Here is a 17,804-nt window from a genome sequence, read left to right on the forward strand (position 1 = left end):
ACGCCTCCGACGACGCCTCCGACGACGCCTCCGACGACGCCTCCGACGACGCCTCCGACGACGCCTCCGACGACGCCTCCGACGACGCCGCCGACCACCCCTCCGACGACCCCTCCGACGACGCCGCCGACGACGCCGCCGACGACTCCTCCGACCACGCCGCCGACGGCGCCGCCGACGACCCCTCCGACGACGCCGCCCACCACGCCTCCGACGACGCCGCCGCCGACGACGCCGCCGACGACGCCGCCGACCACGCCGCCCACGACCCCGCCGACCACGCCGCCGACCACGCCGCCGACGACCCCGACGCCGTCCCCGACGGTGCACCCCACGCCGCGGGCGTCGACGCCGCCGGTGATCCCGGCGAAGTCGGGCACGCCTCCGACCGCCGGACTGGCCTCGACCGGAGTCGAGACCGGAGCGGGTCTGTCGCTCGCGTTCCTCGCTCTGGGCGGCGGCGCACTGCTGCTGCTCCAGCAGCGACGAGCACGACGCCGCCACCGCGGCTGATCACCGCGACGCGGCACCGCCGCTGAGGGAGGGGGGCTCTGAGCCTCCCTCTCCCGGCCGGCGGGTGCCGCGGTGACAGCATCGCGGCAGCCCGCACGACGAAGCCCGCACACGACGAAGGCTGAGAGCGCCGGATCCCCGATCTTCCAGGGTTCCGGCGCTCTCAGCCTTCGTCGTTCCGCGCGGCAGTCGCGCAGGCGCGGCTCAGCCGGACGGGTTCTCGACCGGGTCGCCCTCGGGGTCGGTCGCCGTCTCGGGGTCGACCTCGTCCGGGTCGGCCGGCTGGGTGTCGGGAGTGCTCTTGTCCGTCATGTGATCCTCCTCAGTGCTGTGCGGTTCTTCGGATCGTGCGTCGGCCACGCTACGGTCCGCTCGGCCCGCCGTGACCCCCGTTGACGCGAGCGGCGAGCGCGTGCGCTGCCGACGGAAGGGTGCGCGTGCCGAGCGCACGTGGCAGTCCGCCGCCTCCTCCGCAAGGCCTGGCTGCACTTCGGCGCGATTCGTAGGGTGAGGGCACCGAGTCGAGGAGCAGGCGCGCCAGATGATCCGAACCACCGTCACCATCGAGGGCAAGACCTACGGCCTGTCCCAGGGCACGGACGTCGCCGACCTCAAGGACTCGGCGACCCGCGCGACCCAGGCCGGCGGTGGACTGATCGACTTCGTCGTGGTCGGCAACCGCCAGGTCAGCGTGCTGATCTCGTCCGGCGTGCCGGTGATCTTCGAAGAGGTCCAGGTCCCCGACGACGTCCGTGACACCGGCGACCTGCAGGAGCCGTGGGATGACATCGACTACCTCGACTGACCCGGACTTCCGTTCGGATGCGCTCCCTGATGAGTGTCGCCCGCGCGGTGCCAGACGCCTGAGGGGCGCCGCCGGCTCGACCCGGCGTCCCTCGGGCTCCTTCTTCTCTCGCGCCCGCCGCTGCGAGGCGCGGCTCAGGAGGCCGTGCTCTCGCCGTCCTCCGCGCCGGACTCGGCGAGCTCGCCCGCGACCAGGATCGCCGCAGCCGCGCTCAGGGCCGTGCGCACCTGCCCGACGCTGATCTCGAGGAGGCCGGCGATCGCGTCGACGTCGTGCCCGCCGGTGTGGCGCAGCAGCCAGCACTGGCGCTCGAGGGCGGCCAGTCCGTGCAGGCGCCGGTGGAAGCCGCTGCGCACCAGGTCGTCCTCGCGGAGCCCGATCGTCGCGATCGCCGGGAGCAGAGCCGCCGACCGCCCGACGCTGTGGCGGCCGATCTCGGTCCGCGCGATCTCGAGGGCGGACTGCTCGTCGACGACCCGCGGCGACCCCGAGCGGAGGGTGACCGCGGCCTGGTGCAGGGCGGCGGTGGCCATCGACTCCGAGAGCGTCAGCCGGTAGGCGTAGGCGTGCAGCCCGGCCGTGCGGTTCAGCGCGGGGGACTGCGCCTTCTCCGCCTTCGCGGGCTGGGCCGTCGCGGGCTGCATCGTCGCGGGCTGGGCCGTCGAGGGCAGGGCGTTCGCGCTCACGGGTCTCTCCTCGTCTCAACGCGGCCGGGGGCGGCTCGCGTCGAAGCCGATGGTAGAGGGGCGGAGAACGATCGTTCTACCCTTGACATTCTCAGACGACTATCGATACATACGCATCTTCATCCTTCGTCACTCGCCCTCCGTCACTCGCGCGCGGAGAGGATGCAGAACTCGTTCCCCTCCGGATCGGCGAGCACCACCCACGACTGCTCGCCCTGGCCGATGTCGATCCGGGTGGCGCCCAGCGCGATCAGCCGGTCGACCTCGGCCGCCTGATCATCGGGGACGAAGTCGAGATGCAGGCGGTTCTTCACGGTCTTCTTCTCCGGCACGTCCAGGAAGAGCAGGCTCGGCCCGCGACCGGAGGCGGGCAGCAGCTCGATCCCCTCGTCGTCCTCGTCCACGACGTCCCAGCCGAGGGCCTCCTGCCACCAGTGCCCGAGGGCGCGGAAGTCGGTGCAGTCGACGATGATCTCTTCGAAGCTCAGGCTCATGCCGCCGACGCTAATCGGCGTCCGCGGTGTCGCGGAAGGGGTCGCGGAGATCGGTGGACGGATCCCGGCGCGAGGCGGCTGGGGAGGAGTGCATGCCGAACCGGCACGACCGCTGGCTCCCCGCCGCGTGGTCCGGCATCCTCGATCCGAGCCGGACGGACGATCCGAGCTCGCCCGGAGGGGGCGACGTGAGCACCGAGCACGAGCAGCACGAGCAGCACGGCACCGAGGGCGGCAGCGCGCGCGAGCACTGGGAGGCGCGCTACTCCGACTCCGACCGCGTCTGGTCGGGCCGACCGAACGCGACGCTCGTCGAGCTCGTCGGCGACCTGACCCCCGGTCGAGCACTCGACCTGGGCTGCGGCGAGGGCGGCGACGTCCTCTGGCTCGCGGCGCAGGGCTGGGCCGTCACGGGCCTCGACCTCTCCGAGACCGCGCTCGAGCGGGCTCGCGCCGAGGCGCTCGCCCGGGGCCTGGTGATCGACGTCCGCCAGGCGGACCTCAGCGCCGACTGGCCGGTCGAGGGCCTCTTCGACCTGGTCGCCTCGAGCTTCCTGCACTCGATGGTCGAGCTGCCGCGCCTCCCGATCCTCCGTCGCGCCGCCGACCTCGTCGCGCCGGGCGGCGTCCTCGCGATCGTCTCCCACGCCGCCGCGCCTCCGTGGTCCGCGCACTCGCACCGGCACGAGGGTGGGCCGACCCTCGCCTCGCCCGAGGAGGAGCTCGACGCCCTCGCCCTCGATCCGGCCGAGTGGACGCCGCGGCTCGTCGAGACGCGCGAGCGGACGGCGACCGGTCGGGACGGCGAGGAGGTCGTCCTGCTCGACGGGGTCCTGCTCCTCGAGCGGCGCGCTGTCTCGACGCGCTGAGCCGTCCGCGAGTCGCTGTCGCTCCTCCACAGGACGGGTTTTCAGGAGTTGTCTTCGGGTGAGCCGGAGCGGCCGCTCGGGTGTCGGTGGTTCCTGCTTCAATACGCGTATGGATGAGATCAGCGACGCGGATGCGGCGGAGGAACGGCCCGGGCCGGCCGCCGCCGTCGGCGCGGTGCTCGGCGTCGCCGCCGATCTCGGCCTCACGTCGGCGCGATTCCTCCTCACGCGGGCGGAGGCGCTGCATCTCGCGTATCGGACGGCGCTCACCGCTCCGCAGGAGTTCGCCCGCAGACTGTCCCCGAGCGAGGTGACCGGTCTGGTCGAGCGGTCGATCCGTGCGGAGTTCGCGGTCGCGCTGCGCCTGTCGGAGCGGGAGGCGTCGAAGGTGCTCGATCACGCGATCCTGCTCGTCGAGGAGCTGCCCTGCACGCGCGCTCTGCTGGCGGAGGGCCGGCTGCTGTGGGAGTCGGGCGAGATCATCGGCGCGACCGCCGCGACCCTCCCCGCGACCTCGCGCGCCGTGTTCGACGAGCGTGCGGCGGAGGTCGCTCCGGAGGTGACGCCGACGCAGCTGAGGAGGATCGTCGGCCGTCTGCGTGACGAGCTGCACGAGGACTCGCTCGTCCAGCGCCATGCCCGGGCCCGTCAGGACCGTGCCGTCTGGATCACGCCCGACGTCGACGGGATGGCCACCCTCTGCGCACTCCTCCCCGCGCCGGACGCGATGGGCATCGGCGACCGCGTCGACCGCATCGCCCGCTCTCTCCGCGACGGCGGCGACGAGCGCACCCTGGCCCAGCTGAAGGCCGACGTCCTCACCGACCTTCTGCGCGACGGCGACATCGCCGGCACCACCCCCGCGAGCGACGGACCTCAGCTGTCCGCGTCGTACGTGCCCGGGATCCGCGCCGAGGTGCGGCTCACCCTCGCCGCATCGACCGCCGTCGGTCTCGATGACGCTCCGGCGGACCTCGACGGCTACGGCCTGATCCCGGCCGACCTCGCTCGTGCGCTGGTCGAGACCGGCGCGTCGTTCACCCGGGTCCTCACCGATCCGGACACCCGTGCGGTCGTCTCCGTCGGCCGCACCCACCGTCTCCCGCCGCCGCAGATGCGACTGCACCTCCAGCTCCGCGACCAGACCTGCCGCTTCCCCGGCTGCACCCGCACCGCATCTCGGGCGGAGGCGGACCACACCCTCGAGTGGCGCAACGGCGGCGAGACCTCGCTCGAGAACCTCGTCTCCCTCTGCACCGGCCACCACCACGTCCGCCACGGCGACCGCTGGACCTACGGCCCCCGCCCGGACGGCAGCATCGTCTGGACCACCCCGACGGGCCGCGTCGTCGTCGTCCGTCCGCCGGCGCTGGCCGGGGCGCCGCCGGGTCCCCGCTTCGTGGACGTCCCGCCGTTCTGACGGACGCGGGTCTCGATACGCGCTCCGCGCTACTCGACCAGCAGGGGTTCGCCGCCCAGGCGGTCTCGTGCAGCCCGCCCGCGCCGGCGCGCGTCCATGCTGATCGAGTAGCCCTCGCAGAGGGCGTATCGAGATCCGACGTGTCCGGTGCGCGGGTCTCGATACGCGCTGCGCGCTACTCGACCAACATGGAAGGCAACCGCCGCTTCATGCTGATCGAGTAGCCCTCGCAGAGGGCGTATCGAGATCCACCGTCCCGCAGAACGCTGACTACCGTGTTCCCCGTACCCCGCACCCCTTCTGGAGGCACCGTTGCCGCTCGATCCCTACCTCGCCGCTCGCCTGCCGCTGCTCGACGGCGTCGCCTACCCGCTCGACGCGACACAGGCGGCGAAGGTCGCCGAGTTCGAGCAGGACCCCGGCCCGTGGTCGCTCCCCGAGGGCGTCACGGTCTCCGACGACTCGCTCGACGGCCCGCACGGCCCGATCCCCGTCCGCGTCTACGCGCCCGCCGCTCCCGTCTCCGCGCTCCTCTGGGTGCACGGCGGCGGCTTCCAGGCCGGCGACCTCGACATGCGCGAGTCGCACGTCGTCTCCGCCGAGCTCGCCGCCCGAGCGGGCAGCCGCGTCGTCTCGGTCGGCTACCGCCTGGCGAGTGCCGACGTCCGCTTCCCCGTGCCGCTCGACGACGTGCAGGCTGCCTGGCGCCACCTCCGCGCTGAGACTCCGGAGGCGCTGCCGGTCGCGATCGGCGGGGCCAGCGCCGGCGCCGCCCTGGCCCTCGCCGCGACGCTCCGCGAGCGCGACGCCGGCACCCGACTGCCGGACCACGTGCTGCTCGCCTACCCGTTCGCGCACTTCCCCAACCCGGCGCTCGACGACGCCGTGATCCGCGAGCTGCTGCCGCTCCCGTCGCTGCTGCGCTTCCCGACCGCCGGCATCGAGGGCATGGTCCGCACCTACGTCGGCCGTCTCTCCGACCTGCCCCCGCACGCCCTACCCGGCGCGGCGCCGCTGCACGGCCTGCCGCCGACCTCGGTGCTCGTCAACGAGTTCGACGAGCTCCGCGGCTCGGCCGAGCTCCTGCTGCGCCAGCTCGCGGAGGCGGGTGTCGCGGCGACCGGCTACCTCGCGCAGGGAATGCCGCACGGTCACCTCAACCGCACGCCCGCGCTGCCCGAGGTCGACCGCTCGCTCGCCTTCTTCGCGGCCCAGCTGCGGACACTCGGGCGGTGAGGTCCCCGAACCCGCCCTCGGTGCACCGGCCAGCACGTGGTGATGAGATGTCCTGTCTGCGCGGTCACCGGTCGTCGGTGCTGGGCTGTGAGTGATGGCCGGAGCCGTACGCTGCCCACCGCGTGACAGTGGGCCGGATCGACCGCCGGCCCGACGGTGTGTGCTCGCTCCGGTGCGCCTACCGACTCACCGCCCGACTGCGCCTCGCGGGGCGCTGCGTCTCACTCCTGCAGCAGATCGACCTCCCAGTTCGTGCGCTGGATCGCCGCATCGAGGTCGCGCAGCTCGCGGGCGAGCACATCGGCCCGGCCGCGCAGCTCGCGCACCGGCAGCGCCGGCAGCCGCCGCAGCTCGCTGCGCAGCTGGCGGTAGCCGCGGTCGCCCGCCGCCGCGTCGGCCGCGCGCACGACGATGCTGTGCTGCGTCCGGAGCGATTCGCGCCGAGCGAGCGCCGCGGTCAGCCGCGTGCCGTCGGGCGTGGTCGCCGCCGTGTTGGTCAGGTTCACCACGGTGACCAGGCGCTCCAGCGCGTCCAGCGCGCGCAGGCACTCCGCGAGCAGCTCGGACGGGTCCTCCGTCGGCTCCTCGCCCTCCTGGTAGGAGGCGTTCGCGACGATCCGCGACTGGAGGGCCTCGATCCGCTTCTGCAGATCGGCCCGCTCGAGGAGTGCTTCGGCAAGCTTCATGCCCCCAGGCAACCACACTGCGCACGACTCCACACCACTCGCCCGCAGCCCGTCTAGGCTGCCGATCGTGCCGCTGCAGAATCACCCCGGAGACGTCGAGTTCCCCGTGCGCTCGCGGCTGCGCTACGCCCGCGCCGCGGACGCCCACCGGCGCTCGCCCGGCGGGGGGATCGGCCGCCGCGCACTGCTGGTCACTGCGTGCGCCGCTCCGCTCGGGATCGTCGGCTTCGTGCTCGGCCTGGCGAACGCCGACGGCAGCACCGGACTGCCCGTCTTCACCTTCGGCATCGGCCTCGTCTTCGGGCTGGCCCTCGCGTCGATCGCCTTCCAGATCCGCGACTCCGGCGCGCCCCGCCGGCAGCAGCTCGCCTACCGGGCCGAGGCGCGCACCCCGCCGCCGACCCTGCGCCAGCAGCAGCTGCTCGCCCTCGACGCCGTCAGCGACTTCTCCTTCGGCGGCTGGAACTCCTCGCTCGCCTTCCAGCCCACCTGGGCCGAGCTGCCCGCCACACTCCGCGCCCGCTTCGCCGACGGCGCCAAGGGCTCGCCCTGGCCCGAGCTGCCGATGCCCGCCCTCACCGAGCAGCGGGGCGCGCTCGACCGCGACTTCCGCATCGCCTCGGCCGAGGACGTCGAGCTCTTCGTCGCGGACGTCCTCGCCGGCGGTCCGCTGTCGACGCGCTTCGCCGAGGTCTCCGCCTCGGAGGACGCCGAGCGGATGCGCTCCCGGATCGCCGCCCTGACCGGCGAGAGCGAGTTCCACCTCCTCGAGCGCGCGCAGCCGATCGGCGGCCGCCCGCCGGTGCTGCTGCTCGCGGGCGACGCCGAGCGCACGATCGGAGCGATCCGCTACGCCTACGTGGCCGGCTACCTCACCGCCGACCGGGCCTGGCAGCTGCTCGAGGGCATCGGCGCGCGCGTCTTCGCGCAGTACGGCGGCTGGGACGACTACTGGCGCGACGCCGCCGTCGCGATCGCGTTCCGCACCGACTCGCTCAGCGCCGTCCAGCAGTACCACCGGCTGCGCGGGGAGCTGCTGGCCTCGGACTGGCCGGCGGCGAGCACGCCGTACCCGGAGAGCGCATCGTGACCGGGTCGCCTCCTGACCTCCACGCGCCGGACCCCCATGCGCCGGACCCCCACGCGCCCGACGACCGCGACCCCGCCCAGCAGGCGCTCGAGGCGATCCAGCGGATCAGCAGCGGCGGTGACCCCGCCGCCGCCGCCTTCGCGCTGTCGAACGCGTGGACCGACCGCCAGGTCGAGCGGCTCAAGGCGAGGATCGCCGCGTGGATCTCGAGGTGAACCGGCGGCTGACGATCCCCGCGTCCGAGCTGCAGTGGCGGTTCTCGCGCTCCTCCGGCCCCGGCGGGCAGCACGTCAACACCTCCGACAGCCGCGTGCAGCTCACCTGGAGCGTCGCGGAGTCCGCCGTGCTGACCGACGAGCAGCGGATGCGCCTCCTGCAGCAGCTCGCTCAGCGTCTGGTCGCGGGCGCGATCACCGTGACCGTCTCGCGGGAGCGCTCGCAGCTGCGCAACCGCGAGATCGCCCTGGACGCCCTCCGCGACCTCGTGATCGCCGCGCTCGCCCCGCCCGCCGCTCCGCGCCGCCCGACCCGCCCCACCCGCGGCTCCAGCCGCCGCCACCTCGCGAGCAAGCAGCAGCGCTCCGCCACCAAGCAGCAGCGCCGCCGCCCGACCGCGGACTGAGGGCGCCAGGACCGACGGGAGGGCAGGACCGCGGCTAGACCCGGTCGCTCCGCCACTCCGCCGCGAGCTCCTCGCCGCGCGCGAAGGCCTGCTCCTCGCGCTCGCGCAGCTCAACGCGGCGGATCTTGCCCGAGATCGTCTTGGGCAGCGCGTGGAACTCGATCCGGCGCACCCGCTCGAAGGAGGAGAGCAGCTCGTCGGTGTGCCGGAAGATCGCCGCGGCGGTCTCGGCGGTCGGCTCCCAGCCGTCCGCCAGCGCGACGTAGGCCTTGACCACGCTGTGCCGGGTCGGGTCGGGCGCGGGGACGACAGCGGACTCGGCGACGGCCGGGTGCTGCAGCAGCACGCTCTCGACCTCGAAGGGCGAGATCTTGAAGTCGGAGGACTTGAAGATGTCGTCGGTGCGGCCGAGGAAGGTGATGGTGCCGTCGACCGCGCGGACGGCGACGTCGCCGGTGTGGAAGTAGCCGTCGGCCCGCGCGCGCGAGGTGCGCTCGTCGTCGCCGAGGTAGCCGGACATCAGGTTGACCGGCTCGGTGGCGAGGTCGAGGCAGATCTCGCCGGTGGAGGCGGGCTCGCCGGTGACCGGGTCGATCAGCGCGATCGCGACGCCCGGCAGCGGCCGGCCCATCGCTCCGGAGACGACCTCGGCGCCGGGCGGGTTGGCGATGATCGCCGTGGTCTCGGTCTGGCCGTAGCCGTCCCGGATGGTCAGGCCCCAGTCGCGCTCGACGGTCGCGATCACCTCGGGGTTCAGCGGCTCGCCGGCCGAGAGGATCTCGCTGAGCGCGCGCGGCCGGCCGCCGAGGTCGGACTGGATCAGCATCCGCCAGACCGTCGGCGGCGCGCAGAAGGTGGTGACCCCGGCGCGGTCCAGCTGCTCGCGCAGCGCCACCGGCGAGAAGCGGGAGTAGTTGTAGACGAACACCGTCGCCTCGGCGTTCCACGGAGCGAAGAAGCAGCTCCAGGCGTGCTTGCCCCAGCCGGGCGAGCTGATCGCCGAGTGCACGTCGCCCGGCTGCACGCCGAGCCAGTACATCGTGCTGAGGTGCCCGACCGGGTACGACTCGTGGGTGTGCACGACCATCTTCGGCTTCGAGGTGGTCCCCGAGGTGAAGTAGATCAGGCAGGCGTCGGTGCTGTCGACGACGACGCTCGGGGCGATGCCGGGGGCCTCGATCGAGTCGGTGTAGTCGAGCCAGCCGTCGGGCACTGCGCCGCCGGCGCCGCCGACCGCGATCAGGCCGACGTCGTCCGCGACGCCCTCGAACTTGCCGGTCTCCGAGGCGTCCGCGATCACGTGCGCGACCTCGCCGCGCTCGAGGCGGTCGGCCAGGTCGGCGGGGGAGAGGAGCGTCGTGGTGGGCAGGATGACCGCGCCGAGCTTCATGATCGCGAGCATCGACTCCCACAGCTCGAGCCGATTGCCCAGCATCAGCATCACGTGGTCGCCCTGCTCGACGCCGACGGAGTGCAGCCAGGCGGCGACCTCGTCGGAGCGCCAGCGCATCTCGTCGAACGAGACCTTCGTCTCCGAGCCGTCCTCCTCGACGATCCAGAGGGCGGTCTTCTCGTTGCCGATCGCGATCTCGTCGAACCAGTCGACGGCCCAGTTGAAGTGCGGGCCGACGTCCGGCCAGCGGAAGGCGTCCGTGGCGGCCGCCGCGTCGGTGCGGTGCTCGAGCAGGGTGTCGCGCGCGGCGCGGAAGCGCCCGGTGGGGTTCATCCGACCATCCTCTCGCGCCGCGGCGGCTTCGACGTGAGGGCTCGGTACTTGATCGACTAGTACTTGATCGACTGCCCGCCGTCGATCGGCAGCACGACCGCGTTGATGTAGGAGGCGTCGTCGGAGAGCAGGAAGGCGACGACCGAGGCGATCTCGGCGGCCTCTCCGTAGCGCTTGGTCGGGTTCACCTGGATGAACTCCTCCGCGGCCTTGCGCGGGTTCTCGGCGTCGAGCTGCTTCATCGAGTTCTCGACCATCGGCGTCCAGATGGCGCCGGGGGCGATCGCGTTGATGCGGATGCCGTACTGCCCGTACTCGATGCCGGAGTTGCGGGTGAGGCCGACGACGCCGTGCTTCGCGGCCGCGTAGCCGGACTGGTTGCCGATGCCCGTGATGCCGCCGACGCTCGCGGTGTTGACGACCATGCCCGAGCCCTGCTCGCGCATCACCTTCAGCACCTTCTCGAGGCCGAGGAACACGCCGCGGAGGTTGATCGCGACGACCTTGTCGAACTCGTCGGCGGTGAAGTCCTCGGTGCGGTTCTGACGGCCCTCGATGCCGGCGTTGTTGAAGAAACCGTCGATCCGGCCGAAGCGGGCCAGGGTCTGCGCGACGTAGTCGTCGACGTCGGACGCCTTCGACACGTCCGCGATCACGGTGAGCGCCTCGGTGCCCTCGGGGAGCGCCTCGACGGTGGCGGCCAGGCCCTGCTCGGAGACGTCGACGAGGGCGAGCTTCGCGCCCTCCGCGGCGAGGCGGACGGCGGTGGCGCGGCCGAGGCCGGAGCCGCCGCCGGTGATGAGGACGACGCGGTCGGTGAAGCGGGTGCTGCTGATATCCATAGGTCCACTATATACCTAGTGATGCTCGGTAATGCCTGTTCATCGCGACCGCGCGACCCTGGCAACCGCCGCAGAGACCCGCCCGCCCGGTGGCCGCCTCGGGTAGACCGGAGTGATCGAAACGAGCAGACCGACACGAGCAGGGGGAGCCGTGAAGACCAACTCGAGAAGACTGCTGTCCGGCGCCGCACTGGCGCTGACCGGGCTGGCGCTGGCCGCCTGCACGGCACCGTCCGGAAGCGACGCGGCGACACCGACGCCGACGGTCGCGCCGACCGCCTCGGCCTTCGCCGAGCCGACCGACCCGCCGACCGACCCTCCGATCGGCCCGGTCCGGCTGCCGGAGGGCGCGACCGCCGCCGTCGAGTGGATCGACGAGATCGGCGCCGTCGAGCCGCAGACCGTGCGCCTCGCCGGCGAGCCGCTGTACGTGACCGTCTCGGTCGTCTGCGACTCCGCCGACGCCGAGGTCACCGTCGAGGTCGAGGGCCTGACGACGACCGGCTCGTCCTGCGTCTACAGCCCGAACATCACCCGCACGCCGAACGACGGCGGCGGCAACACCGGCACGATGCACGTCGCCGTCGACCAGGACGCGCGCATCACCGTGACCACCGATCCGGCCGACGCGCACTGGTCCGGCGCGGTCTCGACCGGGCCGCTCACGGTGCCGCTGGGCTAGCGCCCGTCGGCCCCCGTTCCGCGTCCTGAGCCCCGTCCGACCAGACGCGAACCGGGGCCTGCGACCGCTGTAGGCACCGTCAAGCGTCCACTCGCGCGAGCCGGTCCGCTCGCGCGGGTCAGCCCAGGGCCACGCCGAGCGCGGCCATGAACGGGACGGCGTCGACCGCCTCGCCGTCGACGCGCGTCTCGAAGTGCAGGTGGCAGCCGGTGGAGGCGCCGGTCGAGCCGCGGGTCGCGATGACCTGGCCCACCGTGACGGTGTCTCCGACGTCGACGAGCAGATCGGTGTTGTGGGCGTAGCCGGTCTCGATGCCGCCGCCGTTGTCGAGCAGGATCCAGTTGCCGTAGCTGCCGGAGTAGGCCGCCTCTTCGACGGTGCCGCTCGCGGCCGCGAGGACCGGGGTCCCGCAGGCGCCCGCGAGGTCGGTGCCCTTGTGGAAGAGGTTCACGCCGGCGACCGGCTGGTCGGGGCGGGGGCCGTAGCTGCTGCTGATGTGCCCGGCGATCGGGAGCACCCAGGTGCCCGAGACTCCGGCGGCCGCGGCCGTGGACTCGCCGGCTCCGGCGGTGATCGCGTCGAGCGAGGCGGTCGGCACGAGGACCTCGGGCTTGGCCTCGGCGGCGAAGGCGTCGCGGGTGACGTTCTGCTGCACGACGCCCGCGGCCACGAAGCTCTGCGGACGGGCGGCGGCGACGGCGTTCGCCGTGTCGGTCGCGGCCACGGACTCCGGGGTGTCGCCGACGGCGAAGGCCGGCATCGTCGAGGTGACGGCCAGACCGACCACGAAGGTCATCGCGGCGAAGGCGGAGACGCGGCGCTTCGAGGGGCGGGCGGCGGTGCGGCGAGGGGCGGTGCTGCGAGCGACGCGACGGGCTCCGGCCTGCTCGGCCTCGCGCTGCTCGCGCAGCTGCCGACGGGTCGGGGGAGTGTGCGCGGTCCCTGCGGGGACGGGGGCCGGGGCGTGGTCGGAGTGGTGCATGCAGTCGGTGTTTCCGGGTCGTTCGCCGCGGGGGAACAGGGGCGCGGCAGGGCGGGGCGGGGGAACAGGATGCTCGGCGGAGCTCGGGGGGGGGGGTGCTCGGGGTTTCAGTACACAGGGGGGTGTCAGCCGGGGTTCAGGGGGCCGCGCGGCGACCCTCCAGAGTACCTGCGGTGCTCCGGAACGCCACTGGGAGAATGCCGAACAGCGCGCGGTATTCACGCGACGAGGTCAGTCGAGCGCCTCCGCGCAGTGGCGGAGCAGGGCGTGCAGGTCGCGGATCCGCGCCCCGTCCAGCCCCGTCAGCATGCGCTCCTCGACGCCCCGGACGGCCGCGCTCGCCTCGCCCAGGAGCTCCTCGCCGGACGTCGTCAGCCGGATCGGCAGGGCCCGCCCGCTCGGCGCGGTCTCGGCCCGGATCAGGTGGCCGTCGCGCTCCATCGCCTGCAGCAGCACGTGCATCGACTGCCGGGTCACGAACGCGCCGCGCGCCAGCTCGGAGCTGGACAGCCCCGGCCGGTGCGCCAGCAGCTCCAGGCAGGAGTAGGCGGTGACCGTGATCCCGAGCGGCCGCAGCGCCGCCTCCATCGCGACGCGCAGGGCGCTCGACGCCTCCTTCAGCACGTAGCCGACGGAGGTGTCCAGCTCGATCCGCGCGATGCTCTCGCCGTCTTGACTCATGTCAGTAGTCTGACATACCCTCCATGTAAGGAAACTGACACGCACCACCGACGAAAGGCGCTCTCATGGCGATCACCGGCCCCGACTTCCTCTCCCTCCAGGTCCGCGACCTCGAGCGCTCCGCCGAGTTCTACGAGACCCGCCTCGGCCTCTCCCGCCGCCCGGGCCCGCCGCACGCCGTCGTCTTCGACACCGCGCCGATCCCGTTCGCCATCAGGGACATCGTCCCCGGCACCGAGCTCCCCGCCGAGCCCGGCCGCGGCATCGCCCTCTGGCTGCACGCCACCGAGGTCGCCGCCCTGCACGACGATCTCGCCGCCGCCGGCGTCCCGATCACGTCGGCCCCCGCTGAGGGCCCCTTCGGCCTGACCTTCACCTTCGCCGACCCCGACGGCTACCTGATCACCCTCCACGACCGCGCCTGAGGTGTCCTGGCGACTTCGCGCACATTCTGTGATTCGGGGCGGGATTCACGGAGCGCGCCAGCCTGTGTCCGACGGTATTCTCGAAGCATGTCACTCATCACTCCGGGTCTCGGTGCCTACGAGCAGTCCGTCCGATCCTCGACCGCGGACGTCGTGACGGCGTTGCGGGAGCTGCTGGGGGCGAAGCTCGTGGCGTATCTCGGCTCGGTCAACGAGACGCGGGCGGTGCGTCAGTGGGCGGAGGGCGAGCGCACTCCGTCGAACGAGGTCGTCAGTCGTCTCCGGCTGGCCTATCAGGTGGCAGGCCTGATCTCGGAGCGCGAGCAGCCCCGGGTGGTGCAGGCCTGGTTCCAAGGGTTGAACCCACAACTCGACGACGTCTCGCCGGCCCGGCTTGTCCGCGAGGCGGAACTCGGTGAAGCGGGCCCGCGGATCCTGGCCGCCGCTCGCTCCTTCGTCGCGGCGTAGCGGGGACGCGAGCGCGGATCGGAGCGCTTGCGGCTAGGCGTCGGCGCCGGCCGGCTGCCAGAGCTGCAGGCGGTTGCCCTCGGGGTCGTGCAGGTCGGCAAAGCGGCCGTTCGGGTAGGTCTCGGGGTCGATCTCGACGGGGATGCCCGCGTCGCGGAGCTGGGCGACGAGCGCGTCGAGCGAGCGGACGCGGAGGTTCAGGGTCCAGCCGGCGGGGCCGAGGGGCTCTGAGCCGGCCGGCATCGGGGCGAGGACGGTGGTGCCGGCGTCCTGGCGCCACGAGGGGGCGCCGTACTCGGTCGGCACCTCGTCGATGCCGAGGTGCTCGGCGTACCAGTGGGCCAGCGCCTCCGGATCGCGCGCGGCGAAGAAGAAGCCGCCGATGCCCGTGACCCTCTCGCGGGACACGATCAGTACCGGCCGCTCGTGAACACCAGCAGGGCGATCAGGCCCGCGAGCGTCGCCGCGACGCCGGAGCCGAGGCGCCACCACATCCAGCGGTCGCGCTTGGGGCCGCGCATCGGGCGGCGCAGCCCGTGCCTGCCGGAGTAGCCGCCGTGGTTCGGAGTGAAGACCATGGGGACCAGCCTGCACCACCCCTTCGAAGAGGCGCTGCCTCAGGCGCTCCACTCGCTGTCGTCCCGCCATGGGGCGAGGTCGACCTCGTTGCCCTCCGGGTCGGCGAGGGTCCACCACTCCGGCGCGTTCTCCTCGTTCACGATGCGGCCGCCCGCGGCGAGGGCCGCGGCGAGGCGGGCGTCGATCGCGTCGCGGGGGAGGTAGAGGTCGAGGTGGATCGAGTTGCGCTCGGCCCGCGGCTCCTCGATCCGCTGGATCCAGACGTTCGGGCCGAGGGCGCGCGGGTCGGCGAGGTCGGCGTCCTCGACGGGGGAGTAGCCGAGCACGGCCTGCCAGAAGGCGTGGACCGCGGCGACGTCGACGGCGTCGATCGCGATCTGCAGGCTCTGCACCGCGGCCGGCTCCGCGGCGAGGCCGAGCTCGCGGGCGGCGGCGGAGATCCCGCGGGCCAGGGCGAGGTCGCGCTCGCTGATGTCGCCGACGTCGTGGCTGATCAGGCGCACGCCGACGCCCCCGTAGCGCAGATCGACGTCGGGGTGGTGGCCGGCCTCCTCGGCGAGGGCGGCGATCGCGGCGACGAAGGCGGCCCCGACGGCGAAGGAGCCGGCCCCGCGATCGCCGGTCCGGAAGTAGGCGCGGGCGCCGTCGCCGACGACCCGCCAGTCGGCGGTGCCGGGGGCGGCGCGGAAGTCGCGCGGGGAGATCGCATCGGTCATGCGGCAGTTGTACTCCCTGAGCGGTACTGCTGCCCAGGCCCTGCCCGTGCCCGCTCGCTACGGTGGACCCACGACCGATTCGGTCGACGAGTGTGAGGAGCCAGCATGGCGCAGCAGAAGAAGTCGGATTCGAAGAAGTCGTCTCAGAAGAAGGACGACAAGGCGGCGCAGAAGCGCGCGAAGAAGGCCCTGGCGAAGGCCGAGAAGTCGGTGCGCGCGGCGCACGACGCCGTCCGCGACTCCAGCAAGAAGCTGCGCAAGAAGGCCCGCAAGCTCGCCGAGCAGACCGACACGCTCAAGCGCCGGCAGGAGAAGGCCGCGAAGAAGGCGGCCCAGGCCGAGAAGCGCAGCGCCCCCTCCGCGCCGAAGCACGTGGTCGAGCGCGAGAACGTCGCCGTCGGTGCGGCGGACCCGTCGGTCACGCCCGACTTCACGCCGCCGCTGCCGAGCGCGGCGCACGACGAGCGGGACGCGGAGCCGGAGCAGGCCGAGGAGCAGCCCGAGGAGCAGCCCGCTCCCGACGTCGACCCCGAGCACGTGCCGGACCTCACGCTGCCGCTGCCGCACTCCTCGAACTGATCCGGCGGGACGCCCTGATCTCGAGCAAGCAGAGCCCTAGCCTGAAAATCTGCACAGGGTAGCCCGGCGCGCCGCTCGGAGAGGTGAACAGCCGGTGAACGCCCCGGCGAACCCTTCCGAGCGGCCCGCGCGGGCGGCAGGATCTCCTCCGTGGATCCCTTCATCCTTCTCGCGCTGGTCGTCGTCACCGCGCTGGCGTTCGACTTCACCAACGGCTTCCACGACACGGCGAACGCGATGGCCACGTCCATCGCGACCGGCGCGTTGAAGCCGAAGGTGGCCGTCACCCTCTCCGCCGTGCTGAACCTGGTCGGCGCGTTCCTCAGCATCGAGGTCGCGCTCACCGTCACGAACGCGGTCGTCAAGATCCAGGACTCCAGCGGGGCGCCCGACCCGGCGCTGCTCGAGGGCGGCGGCTCGGCGCTCCTGCTGATCGTGCTCGCCGGCCTGATCGGCGGCATCGTCTGGAACCTCCTCACCTGGCTGCTCGGTCTGCCCTCGAGCTCGTCGCACGCGCTCTTCGGCGGCCTGATCGGCTCGGCGCTCGCGGGCCTCGGCCTCAACGGCGTCAACTGGGCGGGCGACGGCTCGAAGCTCGACGGCGTCGTCGGCAAGGTGATCCTGCCCGCGCTGATGTCGCCGGTGCTCGCCGGCGCGGTCGCCGCGATCGGCACCTGGCTCGTCTTCCGCGTGATCGGCAACCTCGCCGATCGGCGCATCCACCGCGGCTTCCGGATCGGCCAGATCGGCAGCGCCTCGCTCGTCTCGCTCGCGCACGGCACCAACGACGCGCAGAAGACCATGGGCGTCATCACGCTGGCGCTGATCGCGGCGGGCGGCTGGAGCGACACCGAGTCGGTGCCGTTCTGGGTCAAGCTCAGCTGCGCGCTCGCCATCTCGCTCGGCACCTACATCGGCGGCTGGCGCATCATCCGCACCGTCGGCAAGGGCCTCGTCGAGATCGACACCCCGCAGGGCATGGCCGCCGAGAGCGCCTCCGCCGCGGTCATCCTCGCCTCCAGCCACCTCGGCTTCGCCCTCTCGACCACGCACGTCGCGACCGGCTCGATCCTCGGCTCCGGCGTCGGCCGGCCCGGCGCGCAGGTCCGCTGGCGCGTCGCGCTCCGGATGGTGATCGCCTGGGTGATCACGCTCCCCGCCGCCGCCCTGATGGGCGCCGTGATGTGGTGGATCGGCCACCTGGTCGGCGGGGCCGCCGGCGGCATCCTGATGACCGCCGTCCTCGTCGCCGTCGCGATCCTCATCTACGTCCGCTCGCGCCGCGACAGCATCGGCGCGCACAACGTCAACGACGAGTGGTCGGACGCGGGCTCCGCGGCCAAGCAGACCGCCGGCGTCTAGCCCCCGACTCGAAAGGATCTCTCCGTGCTCTCCCTCTTCCTCGGTGCCGCCGGCCAGGTGGCGCTCATCGCCGTGATCCTCGGGGCCGGCCTGCCCGTGCTCTTCGCGGTCGGCGTCCGCTCGTTCGCCCTCGCCGGCGGTGACGGAGCCAGTGGAACCGCGGCCTCGACCGCGCAGGCCCCCGGCCTCCCCGCGCCGCTGCTGCGCGCGCTCGGCGTGCTCTGCTTCGTGATCGTGGTCGCCGCCGTGGCGGTGGGCCTGAGCATCATTATCGCGACCGGTCTCGGCCAGGCCGTCAGCTTCGAGCACGTCTTCCCGACCTTCGTCCCCAAGGGCTGAGC

The 17,804-nt window shown here is 73.0% G+C and carries 24 protein-coding genes; 14 read left to right on the forward strand and 10 right to left on the reverse strand.

Going from position 1 to position 17,804, the window contains the following annotated elements; all coding sequences use genetic code 11:
- Positions 1-539, forward strand: a 539-nt coding sequence (locus tag HQQ86_RS21000) for a hypothetical protein (RefSeq protein ID WP_216845570.1), incomplete at its 5' end; no start/stop codon positions are given.
- A 515-nt stretch (positions 540-1,054) separates the two neighbouring features.
- Entirely contained in the window at positions 1,055-1,318 is a 264-nt protein-coding gene (locus HQQ86_RS16280) for a hypothetical protein (protein ID WP_173289274.1), read from the forward strand.
- A gap of 134 nt (positions 1,319-1,452) precedes the next feature.
- Here the strand turns inward: HQQ86_RS16280 and HQQ86_RS16285 are convergent, their stop codons facing one another.
- A complete protein-coding gene (locus HQQ86_RS16285) occupies positions 1,453-2,004 on the reverse strand; it encodes a hypothetical protein (protein WP_173289275.1) in 552 nt (183 codons plus the stop codon).
- Positions 2,005-2,147: 143 nt separating this feature from the next.
- Positions 2,148-2,498, reverse strand: coding sequence for a VOC family protein (locus HQQ86_RS16290; RefSeq protein ID WP_173289276.1), 351 nt, complete (start codon positions 2,496-2,498; stop codon positions 2,148-2,150).
- 188 nt (positions 2,499-2,686) lie between these two features.
- Here HQQ86_RS16290 and HQQ86_RS16295 point away from each other — a divergent pair, with 188 nt between their 5' ends.
- The 3 genes from HQQ86_RS16295 to HQQ86_RS16305 all read left to right on the forward strand — a co-directional run bounded on the left by HQQ86_RS16295 (position 2,687) and on the right by HQQ86_RS16305 (position 6,023).
- Positions 2,687-3,367, forward strand: a complete 681-nt coding sequence (locus tag HQQ86_RS16295) for a cyclopropane-fatty-acyl-phospholipid synthase family protein (protein WP_367948690.1) — start codon at positions 2,687-2,689, stop codon at positions 3,365-3,367.
- Between the two features lie 109 nt (positions 3,368-3,476).
- Positions 3,477-4,787 carry an HNH endonuclease signature motif containing protein gene (locus tag HQQ86_RS16300; protein ID WP_173289278.1) on the forward strand — a complete coding sequence of 437 codons (1,311 nt, stop codon included), beginning with the start codon at positions 3,477-3,479 and terminating at the stop codon, positions 4,785-4,787.
- A gap of 312 nt (positions 4,788-5,099) precedes the next feature.
- Positions 5,100-6,023, forward strand: a complete 924-nt coding sequence (locus HQQ86_RS16305) for an alpha/beta hydrolase (protein ID WP_173289279.1) — start codon at positions 5,100-5,102, stop codon at positions 6,021-6,023.
- A 221-nt stretch (positions 6,024-6,244) separates the two neighbouring features.
- On the opposite strand, the gene HQQ86_RS16310 is transcribed toward HQQ86_RS16305, so the two are convergent.
- Positions 6,245-6,709, reverse strand: a complete 465-nt coding sequence (locus HQQ86_RS16310; RefSeq protein ID WP_173289280.1) for a DIP1984 family protein — start codon at positions 6,707-6,709, stop codon at positions 6,245-6,247.
- Positions 6,710-6,776: 67 nt separating this feature from the next.
- Here HQQ86_RS16310 and HQQ86_RS16315 point away from each other — a divergent pair, with 67 nt between their 5' ends.
- From HQQ86_RS16315 to arfB, 3 genes are read left to right on the forward strand one after another with little or no spacing between them, the layout of a single operon-like run.
- Entirely contained in the window at positions 6,777-7,799 is a 1,023-nt protein-coding gene (locus HQQ86_RS16315) for a DUF1266 domain-containing protein (protein WP_173289281.1), read from the forward strand.
- Entirely contained in the window at positions 7,796-8,014 is a 219-nt protein-coding gene (locus HQQ86_RS16320; RefSeq protein ID WP_173289282.1) for a hypothetical protein, read from the forward strand. Before HQQ86_RS16315 ends, HQQ86_RS16320 begins: the two co-directional genes overlap by 4 nt.
- The gene (arfB, locus tag HQQ86_RS16325) at positions 7,999-8,421 is read left to right on the forward strand and encodes an alternative ribosome rescue aminoacyl-tRNA hydrolase ArfB (protein WP_173289283.1); all 423 of its coding nucleotides are present in this window, start codon (positions 7,999-8,001) and stop codon (positions 8,419-8,421) included. The genes HQQ86_RS16320 and arfB overlap by 16 nt, the downstream gene beginning before the upstream one ends.
- 34 nt (positions 8,422-8,455) lie before the next feature.
- Here the strand turns inward: arfB and HQQ86_RS16330 are convergent, their stop codons facing one another.
- Complete coding sequence (locus HQQ86_RS16330) at positions 8,456-10,147, reverse strand: AMP-binding protein (RefSeq protein WP_173289284.1); 1,692 nt, start codon at positions 10,145-10,147, stop codon at positions 8,456-8,458.
- Between the two features lie 56 nt (positions 10,148-10,203).
- Positions 10,204-10,989 (reverse strand): glucose 1-dehydrogenase, encoded by a 786-nt coding sequence (locus tag HQQ86_RS16335; protein WP_173289285.1) that lies wholly within the window; start codon positions 10,987-10,989, stop codon positions 10,204-10,206.
- Between the two features lie 151 nt (positions 10,990-11,140).
- Here HQQ86_RS16335 and HQQ86_RS16340 point away from each other — a divergent pair, with 151 nt between their 5' ends.
- Complete coding sequence (locus HQQ86_RS16340; protein ID WP_173289286.1) at positions 11,141-11,671, forward strand: hypothetical protein; 531 nt, start codon at positions 11,141-11,143, stop codon at positions 11,669-11,671.
- A gap of 118 nt (positions 11,672-11,789) precedes the next feature.
- On the opposite strand, the gene HQQ86_RS16345 is transcribed toward HQQ86_RS16340, so the two are convergent.
- Positions 11,790-12,653 carry a M23 family metallopeptidase gene (locus HQQ86_RS16345; RefSeq protein WP_173289287.1) on the reverse strand — a complete coding sequence of 288 codons (864 nt, stop codon included), beginning with the start codon at positions 12,651-12,653 and terminating at the stop codon, positions 11,790-11,792.
- A gap of 231 nt (positions 12,654-12,884) precedes the next feature.
- Entirely contained in the window at positions 12,885-13,334 is a 450-nt protein-coding gene (locus HQQ86_RS16350; protein WP_173289288.1) for a MarR family winged helix-turn-helix transcriptional regulator, read from the reverse strand.
- Between the two features lie 65 nt (positions 13,335-13,399).
- Here HQQ86_RS16350 and HQQ86_RS16355 point away from each other — a divergent pair, with 65 nt between their 5' ends.
- Together HQQ86_RS16355 and HQQ86_RS16360 are read left to right on the forward strand one after the other, a co-directional pair.
- The gene (locus HQQ86_RS16355; RefSeq protein ID WP_173289289.1) at positions 13,400-13,759 is read left to right on the forward strand and encodes a VOC family protein; all 360 of its coding nucleotides are present in this window, start codon (positions 13,400-13,402) and stop codon (positions 13,757-13,759) included.
- An 87-nt stretch (positions 13,760-13,846) separates the two neighbouring features.
- Entirely contained in the window at positions 13,847-14,227 is a 381-nt protein-coding gene (locus HQQ86_RS16360; protein ID WP_173289290.1) for a hypothetical protein, read from the forward strand.
- Positions 14,228-14,260: 33 nt separating this feature from the next.
- Here the strand turns inward: HQQ86_RS16360 and HQQ86_RS21410 are convergent, their stop codons facing one another.
- From HQQ86_RS21410 to HQQ86_RS16370, 3 genes are read right to left on the reverse strand one after another with little or no spacing between them, the layout of a single operon-like run.
- Entirely contained in the window at positions 14,261-14,635 is a 375-nt protein-coding gene (locus tag HQQ86_RS21410) for a VOC family protein (protein ID WP_367948691.1), read from the reverse strand.
- 2 nt (positions 14,636-14,637) lie between these two features.
- On the reverse strand, positions 14,638-14,805 hold the full coding sequence (locus HQQ86_RS21415; protein ID WP_159986316.1) for a hypothetical protein: 168 nt from the start codon (positions 14,803-14,805) through the stop codon (positions 14,638-14,640).
- 39 nt (positions 14,806-14,844) lie between these two features.
- On the reverse strand, positions 14,845-15,522 hold the full coding sequence (locus tag HQQ86_RS16370; RefSeq protein ID WP_173289292.1) for a VOC family protein: 678 nt from the start codon (positions 15,520-15,522) through the stop codon (positions 14,845-14,847).
- Positions 15,523-15,627: 105 nt separating this feature from the next.
- Between HQQ86_RS16370 and HQQ86_RS16375 the strand changes: the two genes are divergently transcribed.
- The 3 genes from HQQ86_RS16375 (at position 15,628) to HQQ86_RS16385 (ending at position 17,802) form a co-directional block, all read left to right on the forward strand.
- Positions 15,628-16,101 carry a hypothetical protein gene (locus HQQ86_RS16375; RefSeq protein ID WP_173289293.1) on the forward strand — a complete coding sequence of 158 codons (474 nt, stop codon included), beginning with the start codon at positions 15,628-15,630 and terminating at the stop codon, positions 16,099-16,101.
- A gap of 150 nt (positions 16,102-16,251) precedes the next feature.
- Complete coding sequence (locus HQQ86_RS16380; protein ID WP_173289294.1) at positions 16,252-17,463, forward strand: inorganic phosphate transporter; 1,212 nt, start codon at positions 16,252-16,254, stop codon at positions 17,461-17,463.
- Between the two features lie 24 nt (positions 17,464-17,487).
- Entirely contained in the window at positions 17,488-17,802 is a 315-nt protein-coding gene (locus HQQ86_RS16385; protein ID WP_173289295.1) for a hypothetical protein, read from the forward strand.
- The last annotated feature ends 2 nt before the right edge of the window (positions 17,803-17,804 follow it).

Source organism: Rathayibacter sp. VKM Ac-2857 (genome assembly GCF_013205025.1).
GTDB lineage: Bacteria > Actinomycetota > Actinomycetes > Actinomycetales > Microbacteriaceae > Rathayibacter.

Bases quoted from the DNA above. Each gene is read 5' to 3' on its own strand.
- HQQ86_RS16335 (WP_173289285.1), bottom strand. From the start codon at position 10,989: ATGGATATCAGCAGCACCCGCTTCACCGACCGCGTCGTCCTCATCACC.
- HQQ86_RS16370 (WP_173289292.1), bottom strand. From the start codon at position 15,522: ATGACCGATGCGATCTCCCCGCGCGACTTCCGCGCCGCCCCCGGCACC.
- HQQ86_RS16375 (WP_173289293.1), top strand. From the start codon at position 15,628: ATGGCGCAGCAGAAGAAGTCGGATTCGAAGAAGTCGTCTCAGAAGAAG.
- HQQ86_RS16350 (WP_173289288.1), bottom strand. From the start codon at position 13,334: ATGAGTCAAGACGGCGAGAGCATCGCGCGGATCGAGCTGGACACCTCC.
- HQQ86_RS16280 (WP_173289274.1), top strand. From the start codon at position 1,055: ATGATCCGAACCACCGTCACCATCGAGGGCAAGACCTACGGCCTGTCC.
- HQQ86_RS16330 (WP_173289284.1), bottom strand. From the start codon at position 10,147: ATGAACCCCACCGGGCGCTTCCGCGCCGCGCGCGACACCCTGCTCGAG.
- HQQ86_RS16355 (WP_173289289.1), top strand. From the start codon at position 13,400: ATGGCGATCACCGGCCCCGACTTCCTCTCCCTCCAGGTCCGCGACCTC.
- HQQ86_RS16310 (WP_173289280.1), bottom strand. From the start codon at position 6,709: ATGAAGCTTGCCGAAGCACTCCTCGAGCGGGCCGATCTGCAGAAGCGG.
- HQQ86_RS21415 (WP_159986316.1), bottom strand. From the start codon at position 14,805: ATGGTCTTCACTCCGAACCACGGCGGCTACTCCGGCAGGCACGGGCTG.
- HQQ86_RS16360 (WP_173289290.1), top strand. From the start codon at position 13,847: ATGTCACTCATCACTCCGGGTCTCGGTGCCTACGAGCAGTCCGTCCGA.
- HQQ86_RS16290 (WP_173289276.1), bottom strand. From the start codon at position 2,498: ATGAGCCTGAGCTTCGAAGAGATCATCGTCGACTGCACCGACTTCCGC.
- HQQ86_RS16300 (WP_173289278.1), top strand. From the start codon at position 3,477: ATGGATGAGATCAGCGACGCGGATGCGGCGGAGGAACGGCCCGGGCCG.
- HQQ86_RS16345 (WP_173289287.1), bottom strand. From the start codon at position 12,653: ATGCACCACTCCGACCACGCCCCGGCCCCCGTCCCCGCAGGGACCGCG.